The organism is Streptomyces sp. NPDC029151 (assembly GCF_055564315.1).
Genome location: NZ_JBVHWQ010000009.1, coordinates 71206 through 92963 on the forward strand (window position 1 = coordinate 71206; position 21758 = coordinate 92963).

Annotated in this window: 19 protein-coding genes; 12 read left to right on the forward strand and 7 right to left on the reverse strand. The window is 70.9% G+C overall.

The window, feature by feature from the left end:
* The first annotated feature begins 138 nt into the window (after window positions 1-138).
* Both ACZ4VF_RS29370 and ACZ4VF_RS29375 read left to right on the forward strand, forming a co-directional pair.
* Window positions 139-1302, forward strand: coding sequence for a hypothetical protein (locus ACZ4VF_RS29370; RefSeq protein ID WP_467929736.1), 1164 nt, complete (start codon window positions 139-141; stop codon window positions 1300-1302).
* A gap of 17 nt (window positions 1303-1319) precedes the next feature.
* Entirely contained in the window at window positions 1320-3488 is a 2169-nt protein-coding gene (locus ACZ4VF_RS29375; protein ID WP_467929737.1) for a bifunctional polysaccharide deacetylase/glycosyltransferase family 2 protein, read from the forward strand.
* On the opposite strand, the gene ACZ4VF_RS29380 is transcribed toward ACZ4VF_RS29375, so the two are convergent.
* From ACZ4VF_RS29380 to ACZ4VF_RS29390, 3 genes are all read right to left on the reverse strand, one after another.
* The gene (locus ACZ4VF_RS29380) at window positions 3433-3768 is read right to left on the reverse strand and encodes a hypothetical protein (protein ID WP_467929738.1); all 336 of its coding nucleotides are present in this window, start codon (window positions 3766-3768) and stop codon (window positions 3433-3435) included. The genes ACZ4VF_RS29375 and ACZ4VF_RS29380 overlap by 56 nt on opposite strands.
* Window positions 3769-3831: 63 nt before the next feature.
* Entirely contained in the window at window positions 3832-4023 is a 192-nt protein-coding gene (locus tag ACZ4VF_RS29385) for a DUF397 domain-containing protein (RefSeq protein ID WP_467929740.1), read from the reverse strand.
* A gap of 11 nt (window positions 4024-4034) precedes the next feature.
* Window positions 4035-4886 carry a DUF5753 domain-containing protein gene (locus tag ACZ4VF_RS29390; protein WP_467929741.1) on the reverse strand — a complete coding sequence of 284 codons (852 nt, stop codon included), beginning with the start codon at window positions 4884-4886 and terminating at the stop codon, window positions 4035-4037.
* 228 nt (window positions 4887-5114) lie between these two features.
* Between ACZ4VF_RS29390 and ACZ4VF_RS29395 the strand changes: the two genes are divergently transcribed.
* Window positions 5115-5576: an ATP-binding protein gene (locus ACZ4VF_RS29395; protein ID WP_467929742.1), complete on the forward strand. Its 462-nt coding sequence runs from the start codon at window positions 5115-5117 to the stop codon at window positions 5574-5576.
* 845 nt (window positions 5577-6421) lie between these two features.
* Here ACZ4VF_RS29395 and ACZ4VF_RS29400 read toward each other — a convergent pair.
* Window positions 6422-7021 (reverse strand): hypothetical protein, encoded by a 600-nt coding sequence (locus ACZ4VF_RS29400; protein ID WP_467929744.1) that lies wholly within the window; start codon window positions 7019-7021, stop codon window positions 6422-6424.
* Window positions 7022-7315: 294 nt separating this feature from the next.
* Between ACZ4VF_RS29400 and ACZ4VF_RS29405 the strand changes: the two genes are divergently transcribed.
* A complete protein-coding gene (locus tag ACZ4VF_RS29405; protein ID WP_467929746.1) occupies window positions 7316-8458 on the forward strand; it encodes a hypothetical protein in 1143 nt (380 codons plus the stop codon).
* Window positions 8459-8889: 431 nt separating this feature from the next.
* On the opposite strand, the gene ACZ4VF_RS29410 is transcribed toward ACZ4VF_RS29405, so the two are convergent.
* Complete coding sequence (locus ACZ4VF_RS29410) at window positions 8890-10041, reverse strand: uroporphyrinogen-III synthase (RefSeq protein WP_467929747.1); 1152 nt, start codon at window positions 10039-10041, stop codon at window positions 8890-8892.
* Between the two features lie 88 nt (window positions 10042-10129).
* A complete protein-coding gene (locus ACZ4VF_RS29415; RefSeq protein ID WP_467929749.1) occupies window positions 10130-11500 on the reverse strand; it encodes a nitrate/nitrite transporter in 1371 nt (456 codons plus the stop codon).
* Window positions 11501-11728: 228 nt separating this feature from the next.
* On the opposite strand from ACZ4VF_RS29415, the gene ACZ4VF_RS29420 reads away from it, so the two are divergent.
* The 6 genes from ACZ4VF_RS29420 to ACZ4VF_RS29445 all read left to right on the forward strand — a co-directional run bounded on the left by ACZ4VF_RS29420 (window position 11729) and on the right by ACZ4VF_RS29445 (window position 18813).
* Window positions 11729-12313, forward strand: a complete 585-nt coding sequence (locus ACZ4VF_RS29420; RefSeq protein WP_467929750.1) for a CGNR zinc finger domain-containing protein — start codon at window positions 11729-11731, stop codon at window positions 12311-12313.
* 218 nt (window positions 12314-12531) lie between these two features.
* Complete coding sequence (locus ACZ4VF_RS29425; RefSeq protein WP_079071569.1) at window positions 12532-13116, forward strand: sigma-70 family RNA polymerase sigma factor; 585 nt, start codon at window positions 12532-12534, stop codon at window positions 13114-13116.
* Between the two features lie 62 nt (window positions 13117-13178).
* Window positions 13179-13946, forward strand: coding sequence for an anti-sigma factor family protein (locus ACZ4VF_RS29430; protein ID WP_467929751.1), 768 nt, complete (start codon window positions 13179-13181; stop codon window positions 13944-13946).
* A gap of 157 nt (window positions 13947-14103) precedes the next feature.
* On the forward strand, window positions 14104-16437 hold the full coding sequence (locus ACZ4VF_RS29435; protein ID WP_467929752.1) for a HelD family protein: 2334 nt from the start codon (window positions 14104-14106) through the stop codon (window positions 16435-16437).
* Window positions 16438-16793: 356 nt separating this feature from the next.
* Window positions 16794-18209, forward strand: coding sequence for an NAD-dependent malic enzyme (locus ACZ4VF_RS29440; protein ID WP_467929753.1), 1416 nt, complete (start codon window positions 16794-16796; stop codon window positions 18207-18209).
* 322 nt (window positions 18210-18531) lie between these two features.
* Complete coding sequence (locus ACZ4VF_RS29445; RefSeq protein ID WP_023550134.1) at window positions 18532-18813, forward strand: HU family DNA-binding protein; 282 nt, start codon at window positions 18532-18534, stop codon at window positions 18811-18813.
* Window positions 18814-18989: 176 nt separating this feature from the next.
* On the opposite strand, the gene murA is transcribed toward ACZ4VF_RS29445, so the two are convergent.
* Window positions 18990-20330 (reverse strand): UDP-N-acetylglucosamine 1-carboxyvinyltransferase, encoded by a 1341-nt coding sequence (gene murA / locus ACZ4VF_RS29450; RefSeq protein WP_467929754.1) that lies wholly within the window; start codon window positions 20328-20330, stop codon window positions 18990-18992.
* Window positions 20331-20606: 276 nt separating this feature from the next.
* On the opposite strand from murA, the gene ACZ4VF_RS29455 reads away from it, so the two are divergent.
* Window positions 20607-21179, forward strand: a complete 573-nt coding sequence (locus ACZ4VF_RS29455) for a YqgE/AlgH family protein (RefSeq protein WP_467929755.1) — start codon at window positions 20607-20609, stop codon at window positions 21177-21179.
* A 229-nt stretch (window positions 21180-21408) separates the two neighbouring features.
* Window positions 21409-21696, forward strand: coding sequence for a DUF3039 domain-containing protein (locus tag ACZ4VF_RS29460; protein WP_189294548.1), 288 nt, complete (start codon window positions 21409-21411; stop codon window positions 21694-21696).
* Window positions 21697-21758: the final 62 nt, after the last annotated feature.

Below are 21758 nucleotides of genomic sequence, written 5' to 3' on the forward strand. Positions count from 1 at the left end.
GAGCAGATGCTTTCGGCCGCGCGTTGTGCCGAGCCCGCGGAGCCGGTGGCGCCCGGGAAGCCAGTGGAGCCCGTGGGGCCCGCTGAGCCGGCAGAGCTTGTGCAGCCCGCCGAGTCCGACGAGCCGGCGGAGCCGACGGTGGCTGCCGAGTCCGTCGAGCCGGTGGGGCTTGTGGAGTCCGCCGAGTCCGTCGAGCCGGCGGAGCCGATGGTGGCTGCCGAGTCCGTCGAGCCGGTGGGGCTTGTGGAGTCCGCCGAGTCCGTCGAGCCGGCGGAGCCGATGGTGGCTGCCGAGTCTGTCGAGCCGGTGGGGCTTGTGGAGTCCGCCGAGTCCGTCGAGCCGGCGGAGCCGATGGTGGCTGCCGAGTCTGTCGAGCTGGTGGGGCTTGTGGAGTCCGCCGAGTCCGTCGAGCCGGCGGAGCCGACGGTGGCCGCCGCGTCCGTCGAGTCCGTCGCGTCCGTCGAGTCGGCCGAGGGCGTTGCCGGGCCCGCTGCGTCGGCTGAAGGCGCCGAGGCGGCCGTGCCTGCCTCCGAGGCGGCCGTGCCTGCCTCCGAGCCGGCCGAACCCACCCCGCCCGTCGAGGCTGCCCCTGAGCCCCCCGAGCCCGTCGAGGCTGCCCCCGGCCCCGCTCACCCCACCTCCGCCACCGCCCCGGACGACGTGACCGTCCAGCTGGACGACGTCCGTATCGCCGCCGCGGGCGCGCGGTCGGCCGTGGACGGGCCGGAGCCGGCGGTGGGTGAGGCGCGGGGGTCCGACGGACCGGTGTTCGTGGACGAGTCGGGGCGTCGCAGCCGGCGCTTCCGCCGGCTGGGTGTGGCCGTGGGCGTGGCCTGTGCCGGTTACGCCGCCGTCATCGTCGCCACCCTGCTGTCCGGCAACTCGGCCGCGCCCTGGCTGCCGGTACCGGGCCAGCAAGAGGGCAAGCCGGCCGGGAAGGCGGAGACCTCCCCGCTGCCCAGCGCCACCACCGCACCGACCACGCCCGCGGCCGGCGCGGTGACCGCCCCGGCCGTGGGCGCCGCCGTGACCGGCACCGCCGTACCCGGCAGCGGGGCTCCCGCCGACGCCGCCACCGGGGCCGACGCGTCCGCTTCCGCCGAGCCGGCGGCCGGCACCTCCACCGCGCCCGGCGCCACGGACCCCGCCTCCCCGGCCGTACCGACCGCCGGTGAGACCACGGCCCCGTCCGCCACCGGCACCGCCACCGCCACCGCTCCGGCGCCCACGCCGACCCCGGCGGGCCGCACCCACACCCCGCCCGGCCGCACCCGGCACCCGCACCCCAAGCTCTCCCTCTGACCGCGGAACCTCCTCAGATGGCCTCACACCCCCGGCGCCGTGCCCGGCTGCCGCTGCGCTACCTGCTGCCCCTCGTGGTCCTCGGCGCCACGCTGGCGATGCTGATGCTGCGCGGCTACGTGCACAACGAGATCCTCGCCGACCACCGCGTCCGCCCTGCCGCGGCGAACGACGAGGTGCCGCGGCGGATCCTGGACGGCGGCCCGGTCGTCGACACCCGGCACGACCGTGTCCGCAGCCTGCGCATCCCCGACCACGACATCGTCCTCACCTTCGACGACGGCCCCGACCCGACCTGGACCCCGAAGGTGCTGGACGTGCTGAAGAAGCACCACGCGCACGCGGTCTTCTTCGTCACCGGGACCATGACCTCCCGCCACCCGGAGCTGGTGCGGCGCATGGTCGCCGAGGGGCACGAGGTGGGCCTGCACACCTTCGGCCACCCCGACCTGTCGTACCACTCCACCCGGCGGATCGACTGGGAGCTGTCCCAGAACCAGCTGGCGCTCGCCGGAGCGGCCGGTATCCGCAGCTCGCTGTTCCGGCCGCCGTACTCGTCCTCCGCCGACGCGATCGACAACAGGTCCTGGCCGGTCGCGCGGTACATCGGCAGCCGCGGCTACCTCACCGTCGTGGACGACGCCGACAGCGAGGACTGGCGCAAGCCGGGCGTCGGACGGATCATCCGGAACGCCACCCCGCACGGCGGCCGGGGCGCGGTCGTCCTGATGCACGACTCGGGCGGCGACCGGCACCAGACCGTGCACGCGCTGGACCGGCTCCTGCCCCGGCTCCAGCAGCAGGGCTACACCTTCCGGACCCTCACCGGCGCGCTGCGCGCACCCAGCGCGGACACTCCCGTCACGGGCCTCGACCTGTGGAAGGGCAAGGCCTGGGTCCTCCTGGTGAGGGCGTCCGACGACATCACCACGGTCCTCGTCGTCGGCCTGGCCGCCGTCGGCGTCCTCGTCCTCGCCCGCTTCGCCCTGATGCTGCTGCTGTCCGGCGCGCACGCGCGCCGCACCCGGCGCCCCGGCTTCCGCTGGGGCGAGGGGCCGGTCACCGAGCCGGTGTCGGTGCTCGTGCCGGCGTACAACGAGGCCAAGTGCATCGAGCACACCGTGCGTTCACTGATGCGCGGCGAGCACCCCGTCGAAGTGCTCGTCATCGACGACGGCTCCGGCGACGGCACCGCGGACATCGTCGAGGCGCTCGGCCTGCCCGAGGTCCGGGTGATCCGCCAGGCCAACGCGGGCAAGCCGGCCGCGCTCAACCGGGGCCTGGCCCACGCCCGGTACGACCTGGTCGTGATGATGGACGGCGACACGGTCTTCGAGCCGGCCACGGTCCGCGAACTCGTGCAGCCCTTCGCCGATCCGCGCGTCGGCGCGGTCGCCGGCAACGCCAAGGTCGGGAACAAGAACCGGCTCATCGGCGCGTGGCAGCACATCGAGTACGTGATGGGCTTCAACCTCGACCGGCGCATGTACGACGTCCTGCGCTGCATGCCGACGATCCCGGGCGCGGTCGGGGCGTTCCGCCGCTCGGCGCTGGAGCGGGTGGGCGGCATGAGCGAGGACACGCTCGCCGAGGACACCGACGTCACGATGGCCCTGCACCGCGACGGCTGGCGGGTGGTGTACGCGGAGAAGGCCCGGGCGTGGACGGAGGCACCGGAGACGGTCCAGCAGCTGTGGTCCCAGCGGTACCGCTGGTCGTACGGCACCATGCAGGCCATCTGGAAGCACCGGCGCGCGCTCTTCGAGCGGGGCCCGTCGGGCCGCTTCGGGCGCGTGGGCCTGCCCCTGGTCGCCCTCTTCACGGTCGTCGCCCCGCTCCTGGCCCCCCTGATCGACCTGTTCCTCGTCTACGGCCTCGTCTTCGGCCCGACGGGGAGGACGATCGCGGCCTGGTGCGCCGTCCTCGCCGTCCAGGCCGCCTGCGCGGCCTACGCCTTCCGCCTCGACCGCGAGCGCCTCACCCCGCTCCTCGCGCTCCCCCTCCAGCAGCTCCTCTACCGCCAGCTCATGTACGTCGTCCTGCTCCAGTCCTGGATCACCGCCCTCACCGGCGGCCGCCTCCGCTGGCAGAAGCTCCGCCGCACGGGAGGGGTGACGGCACCCCCGGCCCCTACGCCGGGTGGGCCACCGCTTCCTTCTGCAGCTGCACCGCGGCCAGCAGACTGAGCGCCGGCTCGGCCTGCCGCAGCGCCTTGATGGCGGCGACGGAGCCGACGTCGCCGGTGAAGCCGACGTCGGCCAGCCGGCTGCGGACCCAGTCGGCCCGCAGCCGCCCCTCACTCGCGCCGGCGGTCTCCGAGACGATCGCGACCGCCCGCTCCAGCCCCGCCCGCTCCTCCTCCGGGGCCGCGTCCAACGCCTCGCGCAGCGCCGCCGCGACGAGGTCGGAGTCCCGGATGACCAGTACGAGGTCCTGCCGCTTGCTGAATCCCGCGAATCCCTTCATACCGATCATGCTCGCCGCCGCGGGCCGCGCTCTCCAAACCACTTGAGCAGTTCCAGAGCCTTGTCAGCGAGCGGATGCTCCGCTTTCCGCCACGTACGGCAGGAACTCGGCCCAGGCGGAGGGGGCGAGGGTGAGGTGGGGGGTGGTGGGGGTCTTGGAGTCGCGGATGTGGACGGTGGTGGGGGTGGAGGCCACCTCGACGCAGTTGGAGGCGTCACCGCTGTAGGTGGACTTCTGCCAGATGAGTTCGGGCATGGCGCGGTTCCTCAGAGGTCTCGTGCGATGCGGTGGATGAAGTCGCGGGAGGGCTCGCGGCCGAGGGCGCTCGCCTCCATGTGGTCCACCACCGCGCGGTACTTGTTCAGCTGCGCTTCTCCATCGAGGAACTCGCAGCCATGGTGGGTGTCCAGCTGCACGGTGTCGAGCTGGGGTACTGCTCCAGCTACGTAGTCGATTCCCTGGCCGGTGCCGTGGAAGCTCGCCTTGCCGAAGGGAATGATCCGGATGGTGACGTGGGGGAGTTCGCTCATGCTCACGAGGTGCTTGAGCTGGGCGACGGCTACGTCCCGGCCGCCGAACCCCATTCTGAGCGCGGCCTCGTGAATGGTCGCGGTATAGGGGGTCGGATCGTCCCGGTGGAGGATGGCCTGCCGCTTGATGCGGTGGGTGAGGCGATGCTCGATCTCGTACTGCTGGAGCGGCGGGAACACCGTGCGGAACAGCGCACGGGCGTGGTCCGTGGTCTGGAGCAGGGCGGGGATGTGGATGACAAGGGCCACCCGCAGCTCGGCGGCATAGTGCTCCAGCTCCGCCAGGTCGATCAGGCTGGCCGGCAGGTGATCCCGGTACTCGTCCCACCAGCCGCGTTTGCGTCCGCCGGTCATCGAGGCGAGGGCTTCGACCAGGGCGGTGTCCGCGCAACTGTAGGCGCGCGCGAAGGTGCGTACCCGGTCGGCGCTGACGGCGTAACGGCCCGACTCGATGTTGCTGATCTGTGCCTGCTTGAGGCCGAGCAGTGCCGCAGCGGCCGTCGTCGTAAGCCCTGAATGCTCCCTGAGCTTGCGCAGCTCGGCGCCGAGGCGCTGCTGACGCAAGGTGGGGGTGGTGCTGGGCGGCACTGAGTCCTCTCTCGTCATCGCGTTCGCCGGTGGGTCACCCACAGGAGGGAACTATCAACCGTTCCCGTCGATCGCTGTTAATTATGACATCGCGGCGCTCTATGGTGATGCTGCATCGCCCAACTCGCCTCGCCCGTAAGCCGGAAGCGCACCTCCCCAGGCAATGCCACCGCTTGGCGTGATCGGTTGAGCGAGTCCAGGTCGTCCCTTCTCTCACCGGAGGTTTCCATGGGCACCGTATCCCTGCCCGACACCTGGGTGTACGCCCTTCGCCTGCCCCATGATCCCCGCGCGGCACGCGTCGCACGTATGACCGTACGGGCCGTGCTCGGCGGGCACGGGCGGGAGGAACTGCGCGAGGCCGTCGAGCTGTTGACGTCCGAGCTGGTCGGCAACGCCTACCGGCACACCCGCGGCCCCGCCTCCCTGCGGCTCACCGCGCTCGCGGACGGCCGGCTGCGGGTCGGTGTCTGGGACAGTCACCCCCGTATCCCCGCGCCCTTCGGGCAGCCGCCGTGGGACCGGGTGCCGGTGCCGGCGCTGGACGCCGAGGAGGGGCGCGGGCTGCACCTCGTACAGGAGTACGCCGACACCTGGGGAGGGCTCCAGGTCGGAGACAGCCCGCTGGACCGGGGCGCCGGGAAGCTGCTGTGGTTCGAGGTGGGCGGGGGCGGGGCGGTGAGGCCATGACGCCACGCCGTTGTCCGTGGGGCCCAGTACGGTGGGTGCAGGAAGCTGAGCGCGTGAGCACGGAGGAGCCGCCACGTGACCACACAACCGGATCACGACCATGAGCTGATTCCCCGCCCCGAGCGCACTCCGGCGGCGGTCCGTATCGCGCTCAATACCGGGTCATGCGGACTCTCGGCGCGCACCTCGGCCAGGTCCTCGTGCAGGCCCTTGAACTCGGTCGCCACATGCGACGTGAGGGCGGCGGTGTACCGGGCTCGGTCCGCGTGGAGCCGCTCCCGACCCGCGCCCGGATGAGATCACACTGAGCCGCCGACTCGGTCTCAACGCGCCGCACTTCGGCTTCCGTCTGGGAGCCCGCAGTTGCTGCCGGTCTGCTCACCGCCACCAGACGGGTCGTGGGTCTTCACGCCGGAGCGCATCAGCTCACTCATGCAGCATCACGCCCCGGGTAGGAGCGACTGGCGTACCGCACCAGCCAGGCATAGTCCGTCTCCAGCTCCCGCAGGAAGCGAGACGGCTCAGGGTCGCCGACCACCACCGGGCAAGGGAAAGGGTGAAAGCGCAACCAGACTAGTATCTACTGCTGGCATGGTGCTCTCCGTACTCGTCCTAGTGCCGCTCATCTACGGTTTTGATCGCCAACTCTTCCAGTAGCTAGTCGACTGTCGCTGAGGCTGCGGCCCGCAGTCGTCCCTTGTACCGCTCACCATGCCCTTAGGTCATCGCCCCGCCGGCGCCCGCTTCACTCGCGGCAGTACCGAGCCGCGGCGGCCGCCATCCAGCATCCAGACACAGCAACCGCCTGACCAGGAAGCCGCCTGGTCGGGCTCTTGGTCAGATGCTCACCACCGCTTGACGGTGACCGGATTGGACACCCGGCGCACACCGTCGGGCAGCTTCAAGAGGATGCCTTCCGAGTCTGCTCCATCGGTCATCTCGCGGTAGCCCTGCTCGTCCGCAATGACGACGTAGGTCTTACGGATGGAGCCGTGCTCCGCTTTTCCCAGGTGGACATCGAAGGGGTAGCTTCCCGCGCTCCCGAGCTCGCTTTTCGGGTAGTAGTTGGTGTGGGGCGGACTGCTGACGCCATCAATCTGCACCATCCAGAGCAGGTGGTCGCCAGGGCGCAGCTGGCAGCTCACCAGGGCGTTGAGCGTGGCGTCCGTGTCTACGTCAAGCTCGCGGTGCGGCCGCACGTCAACGTCGTAACCCGAGCCCTCGCCACACACAGCCAGAGTGGGCGACCCCTTGGGCTCGGGCTCGATCGTACTGGTCGACGGCTTTGGGTCGGCTTTGGTCGTGTCGTCGCCGCCACCAAAAAAGCCTGAAAACAGGCCGAAGACGCCTCCAATAGTTGCGATCAGCACTCCGCTGCTGGCGGTAAGTATGGCGATCTTGGCTTCCCTGCTGCGTCGGGACCACCAGGAACCCAACCCACTCACGGCACCCCTCCCCCGGGTCGGCAGTGGTGATCTGTCTCTACCGCGATGATCTGCCCCTCACACCCGGTGCATCCATTTTGTTACTTTCTGTTACAGCTGAGAGGCGAGGTGCGTACTGATGCAAGGTAGAGCCCCCTTGCATCGCTTCCAGGTCATCGGAGAGTACGGGCGCAACACGGCCGAGACTCCCCGTCCCTGGCCTTGCTCGATGGGCGCCAAAGCCGCTAGCTCACTGTCAGTGACCGGCGTACCATCTGAGGTCATCTGTGGGGATGACCTCAAGAGTGGATGTCCATGTCCAAGCTCCTCAAGGCCAAGCTGACCGACCAGCAACTGACGCTCAGGAACGTCATGGTGGAGCTGTTCCTGGCGACGGGTCAGTGGCCGGTCTGGCACTACGTCGTCACTGAGCTGGACCGCAAGGGCCTGGATGCCGAGGAGCTGCTGAAGTCGCTGCCGTATGTCGGTGATCGGTCGGTTGGGCGTGCGTCGTACGGGCTGGCCTGGTTCGACCACAACCGCCTAGCAGACGACAGCCGGCCGAGCCTGACCATGGCGGCAGCGCTGTACCTGGAGCAGTACGGTCCTGTGGCTGATGAGCTGCTGCGTCTCATCAAGTACTTCATCGACTGCCAGCGGATCGCCCGGGCGTCACCGGACTCGGTGCGGCGCAGCTTCGTGGAAGCGGACGAAGTGGCACGTCTGTTTCCCCTCATGACTCCTGAGTTCTTGCACGCCGTCCCGCGCCTGCTTCAGCATGAGCCGCTGTTGGCTCGCGGTGTCCAGGGGTGCTACACCAAGGACGATGGCACTGAGTCCTGGCGGTATGAGCTGTATCGGCACATCCTGAAGTTGCAGGACGTGGGCTACAGCCTGCGCACCTACGTTGAGCGCCAGGTGGAAGAAGTGGAGCGCTCGGAGCGAGAGGTCAAGACCACGTTGTTTGGCTTCGGTGAGCACGTGGTGTTCAACAACGCCCAGATCATTACGAGTGCCGCAGCCGCCGAAGCGGAGCTGCCGCCCACGGTAACGCCGGTGGCTGAGCGCAAGCTGTACGTCAATGCCGGTCTCCGCGATGAGCTGGCTGCCAAGCAGGGCAAGACCCAGCTGAACGTGGACAAGCTCATTGCACTGCTGCGCGAGCTGGATGACAACTTCGCGGACGGCCATGCCTACTCGTGCCACGCCCTGCTGCGCGCCGTCATCGACCACGTGCCGCCCATCCTCAAGCACAAGTCCTTTGAGGCGGCGGTGAACAACTACCCGTGGAGCCGGACCGACAAGAAGTACATGACCCGCTTGCTGGAGTTCAAGACGCAGGCGGACGACGTACTGCACCGCCAAATCCGGGACAGCGCCGATGTCATCACCATGCATGACCTGCCCCAGGCCGCCGCGCTCAGCGCGCTTCTGCGGGTCTGCATCGACAAGCTCTAGTGAGCTTGTATCGGCCGTCATCCGCTTCGGACGTCGCCCCGCCGGCGGCCGTTCTACTTGCGGCAGTCCCGGCCGCTTGCAGAGCTAGGTAGGGGCCAACCGAGCCGTGTTACTGAGGCTCGCGGTGCTGCCGCAACAGTTGTTTCACGCTGGTCAGGCTGATCCCGTACTCCTTGGCCAGTTGCGTCCTATGCGTTCCGGCGCAGAACTGAGTCACCAGCCGCTGGACCTCTTCGCTGCTCAGTCGGTCCGCTAGCAGCTTGGAGGTCTCGCGCTTCGGGGCGTTCTTGATCGTCTGGTGCGGAGGGTCCGAGGGCATGGGCCAGCGCCTGCATGGCCGTTTCCAGGTCGTGGAGCAGGTCCTGGCGGTTGGAGTAACGGGACACAAGGTCCACCAGGCCACCTACTGTGAGCAGAGGCCCGGCTCCCGCTCACGCGTCCGCGTACTTCGCGTCCGTCGCCGGGTCCAGGGCCAGCCGGTAGCCCCGCTTCACGACCGTCTGGATCAGCTTCGGTGCGCCGAGGGCCGTGCGGAGGCGGGCCATCGCCGTCTCCACGGCGTGTTCGTCGCGGCCCGCGCCCGGCAGCGCGCGTAGGAGGTCGGCCCGGGCGACCACCCAGCCGGGGCGGCGGGCCAGGGCGCGCAGGAGGGACATGCCGGCCGGGGGGACGGGCTTGAGGTCGCCGTCGACCAGGACCGCGTGGCCGCGGATCTCGACGTGGTGGCCGGCGACGGGCAACGCCCGGGCGCGGGCCGGGAGTTCCTGGCAGAGCAGCTGGACCAGGGGGCCGAGGCGGAAGCGTTCCGGCTGGACCGTGTCGATCCCGCGTGCCTGGAGGGGGAGCGCGGTGACCGGGCCCACGCAGGCCGGGAGGACGTCGTGCGCCAGGGCCGCCAGCAGCTCGTCCAGCAGACCGCGGTCCTCGGCGCGGGAGAGGAGGGAGGCCGCGGCGGGCGCGCTGGTGAAGGTGAGGGCGTCCAGGCCGTGGGTGACGGCCGCGTCCAGGAGGCGGTCCAGCGGACCGGGGTCCTCCGGCGGCATCCAGCGATAGACCGGGACCGGGACGACCTCCGCCCCGGCCGCGCGGAGCGACTCCACGAAGCCCGGAAGGGGCTCGCCGTGGAGCTGTACGGCTATGCGGGTGCCGTCGAGGCCCTCCTCCAGGAGGCGGTCCAGGACCTCGGCCAGGGACTCCGAGGAGGGGGACCACTCCTCGGTGAGGCCCGCCGCGCGGATCGCGCCCTTGACCTTCGGGCCGCGCGCCAGCATCCGGGTCCCGCGCAGCCTGCCGAGGAGCTGCTCGCCGAGGCCCCAGCCGTCGGCGGCCTCGACCCAGCCCCGGAAGCCGATCGCGGTGGTGGCCACGACCACGTCCGGCACCTGGCCGATGATCTCCTTGGTGGCGGCGAGCAGTTCGCTGTCGTCCGCGAGCGGCACGATCCGCAGCGCGGGAGCGTGCAGGACGGTGGCGCCGCGCCGCCGCAGCAGGGCGCCCAGCTCGTCGGCCCGGCGCGCGGCGGTGACACCCACGGTGAACCCGGCGAGGGGGCCGTGCTCGGGGATCTGCTCTTCGTCGTACATGGGGCCTCTCCTAGCTGACCGGCACGCCGAACGAGCCTGTCAACGAAGCGTGACAGGCTCGGTTCGGCTCGATGTCACCGGTGTTACGTCACACCTCGGCGTACCCGAGCCGGGCCTTCTCCTGCGGCGCGGCCGCCGCGGCCGGGAGCGGCGACGGGCGGCGAAGGTATACGGCCCAGGTGACCGCGAAGCAGACACCGTAGTAGGCGAGGAAGGCGACGAACGCGCCCGTGCCGGAGCCGTAGGACAGGAAGGACTGGCGGAAGGAGAGGTTGATGCCGACACCGCCGAGCGCGCCGACCGCGCCGATCAGGCCCATGGAGGCACCGGACAGGCGCCGTCCGTGCGCGACGGCCGCCTCGCCTTCCAGGCCCTTGGCCAGCGCCTTCGCCTGGAAGATGCCGGGGATCATCTTGAACGTCGAACCGTTGCCGAGGCCGCTGAGCACGAACAGCACCACGAAGACGCACACGAACAGCGCCAGCGACTTCTGCATGCTGGCCACGACGAGGACGGCGGTGGCGGCGGCCATGCCGACGTAGTTCCACAGCGTGATGCGCGCGCCGCCGTAGCGGTCGGCGAGCCGGCCGCCGACGGGGCGGACGAGGGAGCCGAGCAGCGGACCGATGAAGGTGAGGTACGCGGCCTGGAGGGGGGTCCGGCCGAACCCGTTCGTCAGCACCTGGCCGAAGGCGAAGCTGTAGCCGATGAACGAGCCGAACGTGCCGATGTAGAGGAGCGCCATGATCCAGGTGTGCGCGTCCCGGGCGGCGTCCTTGGCCGCGCCGGTGTCGTTCTTCACCGTGGCCAGGTTGTCCATGAAGAGGGCCGCCAGCACCGCGGCCACGACGATCAGCGGGATGTAGATCCCCAGCAGCACGCGCGGACCGCCGCTCGCCCCGATGATCGCGAGCGCGACCAGCTGGATGACGGGGACGCCGATGTTCCCGCCGCCCGCGTTCAGACCGAGCGCCCAGCCCTTCCTCCGCAGCGGGAAGAAGGCGTTGATGTTGGTCATGGAGGAGGCGAAGTTGCCGCCGCCGATGCCGGCCAGCAGACCCACCAGGAGGAAGGTGGAGTACGACGTCCCCGGCTCCATCACCCAGAACGCGGCGACCGTCGGGACCAGCAGCAGGCTCGCCGAGACGATCGTCCAGTTGCGGCCGCCGAAGACGGCCACGGCGAACGTGTACGGCACCCGGACCACCGCGCCGACCAGCGTGACCACCGAGGTCAGCAGGAACTTGTCGGCGGGGGTGAGGCCGTACTCCGGGCCCATGAACAGGACCAGCACGGACCACAGGGTCCACACCGAGAACCCGATGTGCTCGCAGAGCACGGAGAACCACAGGTTCCGGCGCGCGATCCGCTCCCCGGTCGCCTTCCAGAATCCCTCGTCCTCCGGATCCCACCGCTCGATCCAGCGGCCACTGCGACGGGTTGGGGCTGGGGCTGTCATCACGCCTCCACGGTGCTCCGGCTGCTCGGTCTGCCAACCAACTGACTGGGCCCGAAGGTAGGGAGGGCGCGTTTCCGGTCCTGTGGCCGCCCGGTGACCGGAAGGGAACGTTGCTCTCACTCGGGCGGCCGGCGGCCGGTGAGGGCGCGAGGGGTTCCGGCACCGCCTTCCGGCGGGCACTGTGGAGGGGCTCTCCCGCTCGCTCCCTGCCCAGGCGGTGACTCGCACATGGCACTCGGTGGCGCCCATCCCGCGTACCCCGTCCGGTTCGACGCCGGGCGGGTGAGTCTGGACCTGCTCGCCACCGCTCACCCCGGCGAACGGCTGGACACGACGGGGGCGTTGTGCGCGTGGATCCGTGGGGCCGGGCTGGTGCCGGACGGCACGGCGCTCGACCACGCCGACGTGGCCTGGCTCACCGGCTTCCGGGAACTGCGGACGCACATCGGGGTGTTGGTCCGGGGCGGGGACACCCTGTCGTACGGGCGGGCGCTGCGGCGGGTGAACGAGGCCGCCCGGGACGCGCCCCCCGCTCCCGTCGCCGTACCCGCGGAAGACGGCCGGCTCGTGCGGGAGTTGGCCGGGCCGCCCGGCTGCGCGGCCCTGCTGGCCGCCGTCGCGCGGGACGCCGTCGAGTTGCTCACCGATCCCGTCGCACGGGCCGCCGTGCGGGAGTGCGAGGCGGACGACTGTCCCCTCGTGTACCTCGACGCCTCGCGCGGCCGGCGCCGGCGCTGGTGCTCCAGCGAGGTGTGCGGGAACCGGGAGCGGGTGGCCCGGCACCGGCGGCGGGCCGCGCTGGCCAGGGCGTGATTTCCGACACAGCGCGTTTTGGATGGCGTATACACGGGAAGCGCCGGCCGTCCCCGGCGGTGTGTCGGAAATGTAAAGATCGCGGGACGGGTATGTGCTCGCATGTCCCGCTCGTCACGTCACCCCCGGGAAATCTGTCACTCCGGTTTGAACACCGGGCAGCCCCCGTCCGTACGGGTGGGCGAGCGACCGACTGGGGGAACCCCCGGACACCGGAGGTGGGCGTGCGCAAGGATGCGGCCGTGGCCAATGAACGTGGAACGAGGGCCCGACATCGCATGTCCTCACAGCCCTCGGAGCCGGATGAGGAGCTGATGCGTGCGCTGTATCGAGAGCACGCCGGACCTCTGCTCGCGTATGTCCTGCGCCTGGTCGCCGGTGACCGGCAGCGCGCCGAGGACGTCGTACAGGAAACGCTCATCCGTGCCTGGAAGAACGCCGGTCAGCTCAATCGGGCGACCGGATCGGTACGCCCCTGGCTGGTGACGGTCGCGCGCCGCATCGTCATCGACGGCCACCGCAGCCGGCAGGCCCGGCCGCAGGAGGTCGATCCGTCGCCGCTGGAGGTCATCCCCGCGGAGGACGAGATCGACAAGGCGCTGTGGCTGATGACGCTGTCGGACGCACTCGACGACCTGACCCCGGCCCACCGGGAGGTGCTCGTCGAGACGTACTTCAAGGGGCGTACCGTCAATGAGGCGGCGGAGACACTGGGCATACCGAGCGGAACCGTCCGTTCCCGGGTGTTCTACGCCCTGCGGTCGATGAAGCTGGCACTGGAGGAGCGGGGGGTGACGGCGTGATGAGCAGCGGGTACGGGGGGATGCAGGGATTCGGACCGGGTGGTCCGGGTATGTCTGGGCCCATGAACCCCAGTCAGGGATCTTCGGTGCCGAGCGAGCACGAGACCGTCGGCGCCTACGCCCTCGGGATTCTGGACGACGCCGAGGCAACCGCTTTCGAGGCCCACCTCGCCGGCTGCGAGTGGTGCGCCCAGCAGCTGGACGAGCTGGCCGGGATGGAGCCGATGCTGGCCGCTCTCGCGGACCTGCCGGGCTCCGGCAGTACGCCCGCGATCGGCGAGTCGCTGTCCGCCAGGCCCAGCCCGCGGGTCGTGGAGAAGCTGGTGGACGAGGTCGCCGAGGGGCGGGCCCGGAAGCGCCGGCGCAGCATGTACATGATCGCGGCGGCGGCCGCGCTGATCATCGCCGGCCCGCTGGCCGCGGTGGCGCTGAACGGCGGCTCGGACGGCGGGCAGCAGGTCGCGGCCACGCCCGCCCAGCAGACCTTCCGCACCATGTCCGACAAGAAGTCCGCCACGGACGCGTCGACCCACGTCAGCGCCACCGTCGCCATGTCACCCAAGGACTGGGGCACCCAGGCCGTCCTGGAGCTGAAGAACGTCAAGGGGCCGCTGAAGTGCTCCCTAGTGCTCGTCGCGAAGAACGGGCAGCGCGTGACCATGTCGTCGTGGTCGGTGCCGAACTGGGGGTACGGCATTCCGGACGCCCAGACCGAGCAGTCGAAGCAACCGCTGTACATCGGCGGTGCCGCGGCCTTCCAGCCCAACGAGATCGACCACTTCGAGGTGGTGACCTTCGAGGGCAAGAAGCTCGTGCAGGTACAGGCCTAGTGACATTCCGGGGTGCCCGTCCGGCCGAGTGGCGGCCGCGGGCGCGTCGTCGCTGGTCGCGCGGTTCCCCGCACCCCGGGGAACCGCCGCCCCGTAGCTTTGACGGGTCCCCTTCGCGTACGGTTGACGGCTGCCCAGCACGTCAGAAGGGGGCCCGGTGGCCGCTCAGGTTCAGCAGTCCGCGGTCGGCTCGGTACAGGACGCACCCGATTCCGTCCGTGACCGTGAGATCAGCGTCGAACAGGAACACCTGGACCGGGTGTACCGGCGGCTGGAGGAGAAGATCCACGAGGCCGAGTTCCTGATGAACGACGCGGCCAAACGCGGCCAGGTGGGCACCCCGGGCGCGCTGGCCGAACGGGACGCGCAGGTCTTCCGGGCCGGCATCCACCTCAACCGCCTGAACAACGAGTTCGAGGACTTCCTCTTCGGGCGGATCGACCTGCTGCTCGGCAAGGACGGCAAGAAGGGGCCCGACGGCGCCTACACCGCCGTGGAACCCGCCGAAGGAGCCGTGCGGCCGGACAACACCGCCGACATCGCCGAGACCCTGCACATCGGGCGGATCGGCGTCCTGGACGAGGACTACTCCCCGCTGGTCATCGACTGGCGCGCGCCCGCCGCGGCGCCCTTCTACCGGGCCACGCCCGTGGACCCGGGCCGGGTGGTGCGGCGCCGGGTCATCCGGTCCAAGGGGCGCCGGGTGCTCGGCGTCGAGGACGACCTCATGCGGCCCGAGCTGACGGCCCGTCTCGACGGCCGCGAGCTGTCCGTCATCGGCGACGGCGCCCTGATGGCCGCCCTCGGCCAGGCCCGCAGCCACACCATGCGGGACATCGTCTCCTCCATCCAGGCCGAGCAGGACCTCGTGATCCGCGCCCCCGCCGCCTCCGTCACCTACGTGGAGGGCGGCCCGGGGACGGGCAAGACCGCCGTCGCGCTGCACCGCGCCGCCTACCTGCTCTACCAGGACCGCAGACGCTACGCGGGCGGCATCCTGATCGTCTCGCCGACCCCGCTGCTCGTCGCCTACACCGAGGGCGTGCTGCCCTCGCTCGGCGAGGAGGGCCAGGTCGCGATCCGCGCGATCGGCTCCCTGGTCGACGGCGTGGAGGCCACCCTGTACGACTCCCCGGCCGTGGCCCGTGCCAAGGGTTCGTACCGCATGCTGAAGGTGCTGCGGAAGGCCGCCCGGGGCGCCCTGGAGCTGGGGCCGGCCGCAGCGGAGGGGGAGACGGTCACCGGTCCGCCCGCCCGGCTCCGGGTCGTCGCCTTCGGGCGCCGCATCGAACTGGAGGCCGAGGAGCTGGAACGTATCCGCCGTACCGCCCTCGGCGGCACCGCGCCCGTCAACCTGCTCCGCCCGCGCGCCCGCAAGCTCCTGCTGGACGCCCTGTGGGCGAAGTCCGGCGCCGCCGCCCGGCACACCGACCCGGAGCTGGCCGCCGAGCTGCGCTCCTCCTTCGACGAGGACGTCACCGGTGAGGACTCCTTCCTCGGCTTCCTCGACGCCTGGTGGCCCGAGCTGACCCCGACGTCCGTGCTCGCCGCCATGGCCGACGAGAGGCGGCTCGGCCGCTGGGCCCGGCGGATCCTGAACCCCGGCGAGGTCCGCAAGGTCGCCCGCTCGCTGAGACGCGACGGCCGCTCCGTGCACGACATCGCCATGCTGGACGAGCTCCAGGCGATCCTCGGCGCCCCGGCCCGGCCGCGCAGGAAGCGCGAACTCGACCCGCTGGACCAGCTCACCGGCCTGGAGGAGCTGATGCCGGTGCGCGAGGAGACCCAGCGGGAGCGGGCCGAGCGGCTCGCGCAGGAGCGCACCGAGTACGCGCACGTCATCGTGGACGAGGCGCAGGACCTCACGCCGATGCAGTGGCGCATGGTCGGCCGCCGCGGCCGGCACGCCACCTGGACGGTCGTCGGCGACCCGGCGCAGTCCTCCTGGTCCGACCCGGACGAGGCGGCCGAGGCCCGCGACGAGGCCCTCGGCACCCGGCCGCGGCGCCGCTTCCAGCTGACCGTGAACTACCGCAACCCGGCCGAGATCGCCGAGCTGGCCGCGAAGGTGCTGGCGCTCGCCATGCCCGGCTCCGAGGCGCCGTCGGCCGTACGGTCCACGGGGATCGAGCCGCGCTTCACCGTGGTGGCCGACTCGCTGGAGAAGACCGTGCGGGCCGAGGCCGAGCGGCTGCTGGGGCTGGTGGACGGCACGGTCGGCGTGGTCGTGGCGATGAACCGGCGCGAGGAGGCCCGGCGCTGGCTGGCCGGGCTCGGCGACCGGGTGGTGGCGCTCGGCAGCCTGGAGGCCAAGGGCCTGGAGTACGACGCGACGGTCGTCGTCTCGCCCGCGGAGATCGCCGACGAGTCGCCGGCCGGGCTGCGGGTGCTGTACGTCGCGCTGACCAGGGCCACGCAGCAGCTGACCGTGGTGTCGGGGGAGCGCGACGAGCCGGACGCGACCGGGGTTCCGGACCTGCTCCGGGACTGAAGGTGCCGGACGGGAATGGCCTTGCCGGATCCGTTTGTTAGCCTGGGTGTGGCACCGGCCCGATCCAAGCCCCCGGGCCCAACCTTCGTCCCTCAGAGGGACCACTTGCCGCGAGGCGAGCATGGCGGGTCGGTGTCATGAGCGGAGGAGAGACCCACGTCACGACCGTGACGTGGGTCTCTTTCTTTGTCTGATCGTTTCTCGTATGGTGGAAGTGCTTTTCCAAAAAAGACGGAACAGTCATGCACCGCTCATGAACACAACGTCCGCAATCCGGGGCGACTACCACGTACTCCGCGGTAGGTGCGACGATCGGACGGCACACAGCGACACGGTGAAAGCAGAGGAAGTCGGCCATGGCAACGGCGCCCAGCGTCTCCTACTCGATGACGATCCGGCTGGAGGTGCCCGCGAGCGGAACCGCCGTCTCGCAGCTCACCACCGCCGTGGAGTCCTCCGGAGGCTCGGTGACCGGCCTCGACGTCACCGCGTCCGGTCACGAGAAGCTCCGTATCGACGTGACCATCGCGGCCACCTCCACGGCCCACGCCGAGGAGATCGTCGAGAAGCTGCGCGGCATCGAGGGCGTCACGCTGGGCAAGGTCTCGGACCGTACGTTCCTCATGCACCTCGGCGGCAAGATCGAGATGGCGTCGAAGCACCCCATCCGCAACCGTGACGACCTGTCCATGGTCTACACGCCCGGCGTGGCCCGCGTCTGCATGGCCATCGCCGAGAACCCCGAGGACGCCCGCCGCCTCACCATCAAGCGCAACTCCGTTGCGGTCGTGACCGACGGCTCCGCCGTGCTCGGCCTCGGCAACATCGGCCCCAAGGCCGCGCTGCCCGTCATGGAGGGCAAGGCGGCCCTCTTCAAGCGCTTCGCCGGCATCGACGCCTGGCCGATCTGCCTGGACACCCAGGACACCGACGCCATCGTGGAGATCGTCAAGGCGATCGCCCCCGGGTTCGCCGGCATCAACCTGGAGGACATCTCCGCGCCCCGCTGCTTCGAGATCGAGGCGCGGCTGCGCGAGGCCCTCGACATCCCCGTCTTCCACGACGACCAGCACGGCACCGCCATCGTCGTGCTCGCCGCCCTGACCAACGCCCTGCGCGTCACCGACAAGGCGATCGAGAACATCCGGGTCGTCATGTCCGGCGCCGGCGCGGCCGGCACGGCCATCCTCAAGCTGCTCATCGCCGCCGGTGTGAAGAACGCCGTCGTCGCCGACATCCACGGTGTCGTCCACGCCGGCCGCGAGGACCTGGTGAACGCCCCGGCCGACTCGCCGCTGCGCTGGATCGCCGACAACACCAACCCCGAGGGCCTCACCGGCACCCTCAAGGAGGCCGTGCGCGGCGCCGACGTCTTCATCGGCGTCTCGGCCCCGAACGTCCTGGACGGCGCCGACGTGGCCGCCATGGCCGAGGGCGCCATCGTGTTCGCGCTCGCGAACCCCGACCCGGAGGTCGACCCGGCGGTCGCCCGCCAGACGGCCGCCGTCGTGGCCACCGGCCGCTCCGACTTCCCGAACCAGATCAACAACGTGCTGGTCTTCCCGGGCGTCTTCCGCGGCCTGCTGGACGCCCAGTCCCGCACGGTCAACACCGAGATGATGCTCGCCGCCGCCCAGGCCCTCGCCGACGTGGTGACCGAGGACGAGCTGAACCCGAACTACATCATCCCCAGCGTCTTCAACGACAAGGTCGCGGGCGCCGTCGCCGGAGCGGTCCGCGAGGCCGCCAAGGCGGTCGGCGCGACGGCCTGACCACGGCGTGTCGTAGTGTGCGGGGGGCTGTGAGCATCACCACGGCGGCCCCTCGCACCGGCGCGTCGTGGAACCGCCAGATGCCGGACGCGCTCTAGGGTGACGGCCGGGCGGGCGCTTTTCGCGTGACTCCCCAGGGTGTTCTCACGACTCCTACGGGTGCCGGATTGGCTTTCCCGCCGCAGGTAGGGGCAGGATGCTCCCCCAGGGACCACATCCCAGGGGGCACCCCCAAGGGCGCGAGCGCATCGGCATCGCAGTGCCTCGGGCGGCTCCGCCGCGTGGCACACCCCAACGGCAAGAAAAACACGGGAGTAACAACATGAACCGCAGTGAGCTGGTGGCCGCGCTGGCCGACCGCGCCGAGGTGACCCGCAAGGACGCCGACGCCGTGCTGGCCGCGTTCGCCGAGACCGTCGGCGAGATCGTCGCCAAGGGCGACGAGAAGGTCACCATCCCCGGCTTCCTGACCTTCGAGCGCACCCACCGTGCCGCTCGCACCGCGCGCAACCCGCAGACCGGCGAGCCCATCAACATCCCGGCCGGCTACAGCGTGAAGGTCACCGCGGGCAGCAAGCTCAAGGAAGCCGCCAAGGGCAAGTGAGCGCAAGCGCTCCCGCCGGGAGCGCCATCCCGCTGAGCGCCGTGGGAGACTGCGGGCCCGCCGTGGCCGGCCGCGCAGTTCCCCGCCCCCCTTCCGGGGCGTGCCTCGGCTGAGGACGCCGAAAAGGGCGGCCCCCCTTCCACAGAGGGGGGCCGCCCTTTCGTCGTTCGCGGTGCCTAGCCGAGCGCCTTGCCCGGCAGCTCGACCTTCGCGCCGAGTTCCACGAGCTTCTCCATGAAGTTCTCGTAGCCGCGGTTGATCAGGTCGATGCCGTGGACCCGCGAGGTGCCCTCGGCGGCCAGGGCCGCGATGAGGTACGAGAAGCCGCCGCGCAGGTCCGGGATGACCAGGTCGGCCCCCTGCAGCTTGGTGGGGCCCGAGACGACCGCGGAGTGCAGGAAGTTGCGCGCGCCGAAGCGGCACGCGGAGCCGCCCAGGCACTCGCGGTACAGCTGGATGTGCGCGCCCATCTGGTTCAGCGCGGAGGTGAAGCCGAGCCGGGACTCGTACACCGTCTCGTGGATGATGGACAGGCCCGTGGCCTGCGTCAGGGCCACCACCAGCGGCTGCTGCCAGTCCGTCTGGAAACCGGGGTGCACGTCCGTCTCCAGCGCGATGGACTTCAACTGCCCGCCGGGGTGCCAGAAGCGGATGCCCTCGTCGTCGATCTCGAAGGCACCGCCCACCTTCCGGTAGGTGTTCAGGAACGTCATCATCGAGCGCTGCTGCGCGCCGCGGACGTAGATGTTGCCGTTGGTCGCCAGCGCCGCGGAGGCCCAGGAGGCGGCCTCCAGCCGGTCGGGGAGCGCCTGGTGGGTGTAGCCGCCGAGCTTGTCCACACCGGTGATGCGGATCGTGCGGTCGGTGTCCATCGCGATGATCGCGCCCATCTTCTGCAGCACGCAGATGAGGTCCTCGATCTCCGGCTCCACGGCCGCGTTGGCCAACTCGGTGACGCCCTCGGCCAGTACGGCCGTCAGCAGCACCTGCTCGGTCGCGCCGACCGACGGGTACGGCAGCCGGATCTTCGTGCCCCGCAGCCGCTGCGGGGCCTCCAGGTACTGGCCGTCCGCCCGCTTCTCGATGGTCGCGCCGAACTGCCGCAGCACGTCGAAGTGGAAGTCGATGGGCCGGCCGCCGATGTCGCAGCCGCCCAGACCCGGGATGAACGCGTGGCCGAGGCGGTGCAGCAGCGGACCGCAGAACAGGATCGGGATACGGCTGGAACCCGCGTGGGCATCGATGTCGGCCACGTTGGCGCTCTCGACCCGCGTCGGGTCCATCACCAGTTCGCCGGGCTCCTCGCCCGGGCGGACCGTCACCCCGTGCAGCTGGAGCAGGCCGCGGACGACCCGCACGTCACGGATGTCCGGAACGTTGCGCAGTCGGCTCGGCTCGCTGCCCAGCAGGGCGGCGACCATGGCCTTCGGCACGAGGTTCTTCGCACCGCGGACACGGATCTCGCCCTCCAGCGGGGTTCCGCCGTGGACAAGCAGGACATCGTCGTTGACGGTCATGAATCTCGCGTTCCGATGAGTTGGTCAGGGGCCGGCCGATCACTGTGCGCGGGGGCCGGGAAGACAGGGTAATCGCCGATCACCCCTCGCCCGTAAGTCCAAGGACCGCCCAGCCACGTCATAGGTGTGTCACAACACGAACCGTTCCCCGGCGGGCACAAGGGGTCACCGGCGCACAGGCGCGCCCCCGGCGCCCCCTCTGCGCCCTGAGCTGCTCTCACCTCCGCCCCCCGATTGGCTCCCCACGCGGGGGGAAGATGGGGGATCATGTCTGGCATGACCGAGGTGTCCTCGCTCACAGGGCGGCTGCTCGTGGCCACCCCCGCCCTGGCGGACCCGAACTTCGACCGCGCGGTGGTGCTCCTCCTCGACCACGACGAGGAGGGCTCCCTCGGTGTCGTCCTCAACCGGCCCACCCCGGTGGGCGTCGGTGACATCCTGGAGGACTGGGCCGACCTCGCCGGCGAGCCCGGTGTCGTCTTCCAGGGCGGTCCCGTCTCGCTGGACTCCGCGCTCGGCGTCGCCGTCATCCCCGGCGGCGCGAACGGCGACGGCGCGCCGCTCGGCTGGCGGCGGGTGCACGGCGCGATCGGCCTGGTCGACCTGGAGGCCCCGCCGGAACTCCTCGCCGCCGCCGTCGGGTCCCTGAGGATCTTCGCCGGGTACGCCGGCTGGGGCCCGGGCCAGCTGGAGGACGAGCTGGCCGAGGGGGCCTGGTACGTCGTCGAGTCCGAGCCGGGCGACGTCTCCTGCCCGGTCCCGGAGCGACTCTGGCGCGAGGTGCTGCGCCGCCAGCGCAACGAGCTGGCGATGGTGGCGACGTATCCGGACGACCCGTCGCTCAACTGACGCGCACAGCGATCCCCCGGCTTTCGCGGGAGAGCGCCGTGGCGGATGCCGTCCGTGACGGTCCGGCGGGTGTCCGCGAGCCGGGTCAGGTCCGATTCCGCGCGAACCTCGGCGCACGCGCGTGGGGGGTGCGGCGATGCGGGGCCTCGCCAACGGCCCCTGCTCCACCACGCGCCCGTTGCGCAAGGCGAGGGCCCGGAGACCGGTGCGGTTGATTACCCTTGCTGGTATGAGCACTCTCGAGCCCGAGCGCGGGACTGGTACGGGGACCCTCGTAGAGCCGACGCCGCAGGTGTCCCACGGCGACGGCGACCACGAGCGCTTCGCCCACTACGTCCAGAAGGACAAGATCATGGCGAGCGCCCTCGACGGCACCCCCGTCGTGGCGCTGTGCGGGAAGGTCTGGGTGCCGGGCCGCGACCCCAAGAAGTACCCGGTCTGCCCGATGTGCAAGGAGATCTACGAGTCCATGGGCAGCGGCGGCGACGAGGGCAAGGGCAAGGGCGGCGACAAGTAGGCCGTCCCCCCGCCCGCGGACGGTGAGGTCCCCGGGGTGCGCGGCAGGCGCGTCCCGGGGAT